The organism is Granulicella aggregans (assembly GCF_025685565.1).
In the GTDB taxonomy this organism is placed as follows: domain Bacteria; phylum Acidobacteriota; class Terriglobia; order Terriglobales; family Acidobacteriaceae; genus Edaphobacter; species Edaphobacter aggregans_B.
Genome location: NZ_JAGSYE010000013.1, coordinates 1 through 822 on the forward strand (window position 1 = coordinate 1; position 822 = coordinate 822).

General features: G+C 60.6%; 1 protein-coding gene. It reads left to right on the plus strand.

All coding sequences use genetic code 11. The features are described 5' to 3' along the window. A partial coding sequence (tuf, locus tag OHL18_RS23150; protein ID WP_263377249.1) for an elongation factor Tu occupies window positions 1-822 on the plus strand: 822 nt, incomplete at both ends.

Genomic DNA, 822 nt, shown 5'->3' on the forward strand with positions numbered 1-822 from the left:
CGACACGATCGACAACGCTCCGGAAGAGCGCGAGCGCGGTATCACGATCTCGACCTCGCACGTCGAGTACGAGACCCCGAACCGCCACTACGCGCACGTTGACTGCCCAGGCCACGCCGACTACATCAAGAACATGATCACCGGCGCGGCGCAGATGGACGGCGCGATCCTCGTGGTTGCAGCGACCGACGGTCCGATGCCCCAGACCAAGGAGCACGTTCTCCTTGCTCGCCAGGTTGGCGTACCGTACATCGTTGTGTTCCTGAACAAGTGCGATGCGGTTGAGGACGAAGAGCTGATCGAGCTGGTTGAGATGGAGGTTCGTGAGCTTCTTTCGAAGTATGAGTACCCCGGCGACGACACCCCGATCATCCGTGGTTCGGCTCTTGGCGCTCTCAATGGCGAAGCGCAGTGGGAAGCGAAGATCGACGAGCTGATGGAGGCTGTCGACAAGTACATTCCCCAGCCCGAGCGCGCTGTGGATCTTCCGTTCCTGATGCCGATCGAAGACATCTTCTCGATCTCTGGCCGTGGAACTGTTGTGACGGGTCGTATCGAGCGCGGCAAGATCAAGGTGGGCGAAGCTTGCTCGATCGTTGGCTTCCGCGACACCCAGCAGACGGTCTGCACCGGCGTCGAGATGTTCAAGAAGCAGCTCGATGAAGGTCTTGCGGGCGACAACGCTGGCCTCTTGCTCCGCGGTATCGCGAAGGAAGATGTGGAGCGCGGCATGGTTCTGGCGAAGCCGGGATCGATCACGCCGCACACCGAGTTCAAGGGCGAGATCTACGTTCTGAGCAAGGAAGAAGGCGGACGCCACAC